Genomic DNA, 3,113 nt, shown 5'->3' with positions numbered 1-3,113 from the left:
AGCCAGTACGGTAGCGGTGGTGGTGCCGTCGCCTGCGTCATCGTTGGCACGGGAGGCAACGTCTTTGACCAGCTGCGCGCCCATGTTTTCGAAACGGTCTTCCAGTTCGATTTCTTTGGCTACCGAAACGCCGTCCTTGGTGATGGTCGGAGCGCCGAAGCTCTTCTCGATAACCACGTTACGGCCTTTAGGACCCAGGGTCGCTTTTACCGCGTCAGCCAGGATGTTGATACCGGTGAGCATTTTCTTGCGGGCGGAATCGCCGAATTTAACTTCTTTAGCAGCCATGATCGATATTCCTTAAATACTTTGTAGTAACGGGAAAATGAGCGGGGAATCAGTCTTCCAGAACGGCGAGAATCTCGTTCTCAGCCATGACCAGCAGGTCTTCGCCGTCGACTTTCACAGTGTTGCTGCCGGAGTAAGGGCCGAAAACAACCTTGTCACCCACTTTTACGGCCAGCTCACGTACTTGACCGTTTTCCAGCGTCTTGCCCGGGCCTGCAGCGAGAATCACACCGTGGTTGGCTTTTTCAGCAGCCGAACCTGGCAGAACGATACCGCCAGCGGTTTTCTTTTCTTCTTCGCTGCGACGGATTACGACGCGGTCGTGCAGAGGACGAAGCTTGCTCATTGTCGATCTCTCCTAATTGTGTTTTTCATCGGCCGGTATCGATACCGGCAAGTTGTATTCCGGCGGTGCCGGTCGCGCCTCGCCAAGCAAGACGCGGAAGTCTGTCTGGTGTCGCCACCAGAAACCTTGCGGTGACCGTTACATAAGGGCGCATAAGCTTATTACAAGAGGCCGCGACGGAAATTTTTTACGAATGCCGGGCGGCAAAAGCAGCACGGCCCCCAAAGGCGCCGTGCAGGTCATGCGGTTATTTGCTGTCGCGGTGTTCGAACTCGCCTTCGATCACATCCCCTTCACGCCCCAACGGCTGGCGTGGCGCCGGGCCGCCACGGGGTTGCAGGTCATCGGCGAAGGCGCGCTGGCGGATCGCCGCTTCTTCAGCTCGCTGGCGCATCTTGCCGGCCAGCAGCTTGCGGGTGAACGGCAGCAGCATGACCAGGCCGACCACGTCGCTGATAAAGCCTGGCAGGATCAACAGGCCACCGGCCAAGGCCATCATCAGGCCTTCAAGCATGGTCTGAGCAGGCAGTTCGCCGCGGTTCAGGCTTTCACGCGCACGCAGCGCCGTGGCCAGGCCGGCGACGCGCAGCACCAGGACGCCGAGCATCGAGCCGAGAATAATCAGCAACAGTGCCGGGAAAAACCCGATGGCACTGCTGACTTGAACAAATACGAACAGCTCCAACACCGGGAACAGCAGAAAGAGCAATAAAAAAGGGCGCATCAAATGGTTCCTCAACGCAAGAATGCCTTGCCAGTCCACCTTAAATGACGTCGCCGTTTCGTGAATTCAAGCGCTGACGGCTTCTTTTTTCGGCCAGACCTCAGCGTGAGCCAATGAAACCAGGGCTTCGCGCACTTGTGTCGGCGTGTTGCAAGGCTCGGCAAACGGCAGCCAATACAAGGACTGGCCGATGCGCAGGTGCATGCCCTCGCCGTCGATACCGGCCAATTGCGCAGGTTCGGTGGTCGGCAGGCCGGTCAGCTCCACATAGTGGGCGATGGCCTTGGTGTGATCGCTGTTCATGTGCTCGATCATGCTGCGCTCGGCTTTGCCCGCAAACGGGTTGGCCAGGGTGAGCTGGTCGACCCAGTGAATCGCGCCAAAGCCGCCGATGTAACGGTGACGCACCGGCTTGAGCACCCAGAAGTCGAAATCGTGGGCCTTGTGGTAGTTGGCCGAATCCGGGAAGTAGCGGTAATAGCGCTCGGCGGCGGCTTCAATCGCAGCCTCATCCTCAAGCTTTTCGGCTTCGGCCAGGTAGGTCAGGCGCCCTACCGCTTGCACGTCATCCGCCTCGCGCTCACCCACCAGCAGCGAGCACTTGGGGTCTTTCTGCAGGTTGTGGGTGTGCTGGGCGATGCGGCTGATCAGGATGATCGGCTGGCCCTGCGCGTCGAGGCAGTACGGCACCACTGAGCCGAAGGGAAAACCCGGCATGGCTTTGGACAATGTGGAGAGCGCTCCACGGTATTCCTTGAGCAACAGCTCTCGGGCGTTCTTGGCAACCTGCGTGCTCACGGTATGACTCCTCGGGTGTTCAGCCGCCCACAGCCTATGGCGTCTATGGGAATGAATCTCAACACAAGGTAATCAATATCGGCGCGGGTTGCCAGAGTGTCCGTTGCTGGTTTTACCGGGCTGCTTTACCAGGCGACGCCGAAGCCTGCGGTGTAACGGGTCTTGTCCAAGCTGCTTTGCGATTCGCCATTAATGATGTCGCGCTCGGCCTTGAGGTTGAGCGAGGCCCATTCAGTGACTTTGTAGCGCAGGCCCATTTCCGCATCCAGGGAGTAATCGGACGGCCCGGCCAGCGGCTTGCCCACTTCGCCGTTAGTGAAGAATTCCACAGTCTTGCCCACCAGGTAGCGGTTGTAGCTCCACTTCATGGCCAGGGAATAGAAGTTGCTCTTGCGATCGTCCGAATACTGGTAATCGGTGCGGTTGACCAGCGAGCCGAGGGAGAACGCGCCCAGCTCATCGTCCCAGAACTGGTAGCCAGGGCCAGTACCCACGGTGCGCTGGCGGGACAGGTCTTCAACCTTGTCACGCTTGTAGGTCAGGCGGCCCTGCCAGTACCAATGCTCGGTGATGAAGCGGTCCAGGTCATATTCGAGCGACCAGTTGTCGGTGGTGGTCACGTCATCCTGGAACTCGCGGTTGTATTCGCCCTGGGCGGTATGCCGCCACTGGCCGTGACGCGCGGTGGTCTTGAAGTCGATGTCGTAGTCGTTGGTGTCCTTGTCGGCGCGTTTGTAGTCCAGCGCCAGGTCGACATTGCCCTTCCACACCAGGTCTTCGATCACAGGCTTTGGCTTGATGATCTGCTGGATGCTGGCCAAGTCCACGGTTTTCGGCGCTTCGCCATTGGTCAGGGTGACCTTGCCATCCTCCGCCGCTTTCAGGGATTTGGCCTTTTCACCGGTGTAAGCGTCCTGCTTGACCAGCAGTTCCTGGTCGCTTTCCAGGGTCTTGACC

At 58.8% G+C, this 3,113-nt stretch carries 5 protein-coding genes; all 5 read right to left on the bottom strand.

Going from position 1 to position 3,113, the window contains the following annotated elements; translation table 11 throughout:
• The coding region (locus tag FEM54_RS28935) for a TCP-1/cpn60 chaperonin family protein (protein WP_276614893.1) at nt 1-288 on the bottom strand (288 nt) is incomplete at its 3' end.
• Between the two features lie 49 nt (nt 289-337).
• Nucleotides 338-634 carry a co-chaperone GroES gene (locus FEM54_RS28930; protein WP_017139748.1) on the bottom strand — a complete coding sequence of 99 codons (297 nt, stop codon included), beginning with the start codon at nt 632-634 and terminating at the stop codon, nt 338-340.
• A 247-nt stretch (nt 635-881) separates the two neighbouring features.
• Nucleotides 882-1,358 (bottom strand): FxsA family protein, encoded by a 477-nt coding sequence (locus FEM54_RS28925; RefSeq protein ID WP_016975517.1) that lies wholly within the window; start codon nt 1,356-1,358, stop codon nt 882-884.
• A 66-nt stretch (nt 1,359-1,424) separates the two neighbouring features.
• On the bottom strand, nt 1,425-2,156 hold the full coding sequence (locus FEM54_RS28920; RefSeq protein WP_017139747.1) for a HugZ family pyridoxamine 5'-phosphate oxidase: 732 nt from the start codon (nt 2,154-2,156) through the stop codon (nt 1,425-1,427).
• A gap of 125 nt (nt 2,157-2,281) precedes the next feature.
• Nucleotides 2,282-3,113: DUF481 domain-containing protein (locus tag FEM54_RS28915; protein ID WP_138453890.1), on the bottom strand; the 832-nt coding region annotated here is incomplete at its 5' end.

Origin of the sequence: Pseudomonas edaphica, from assembly GCF_005863185.1 — a bacterium.
GTDB lineage: Bacteria > Pseudomonadota > Gammaproteobacteria > Pseudomonadales > Pseudomonadaceae > Aquipseudomonas > Aquipseudomonas edaphica.
The sequence above is the reverse complement of the archived record's forward strand: the minus strand, read 5'-3'. Positions and strand labels throughout refer to the sequence as shown.

Excerpts from the sequence above, each read along its gene's own strand:
- FEM54_RS28930 (WP_017139748.1), bottom strand. The coding sequence starts at position 634 with ATGAGCAAGCTTCGTCCTCTGCACGACCGCGTCGTAATCCGTCGCAGC.
- FEM54_RS28925 (WP_016975517.1), bottom strand. The coding sequence starts at position 1,358 with ATGCGCCCTTTTTTATTGCTCTTTCTGCTGTTCCCGGTGTTGGAGCTG.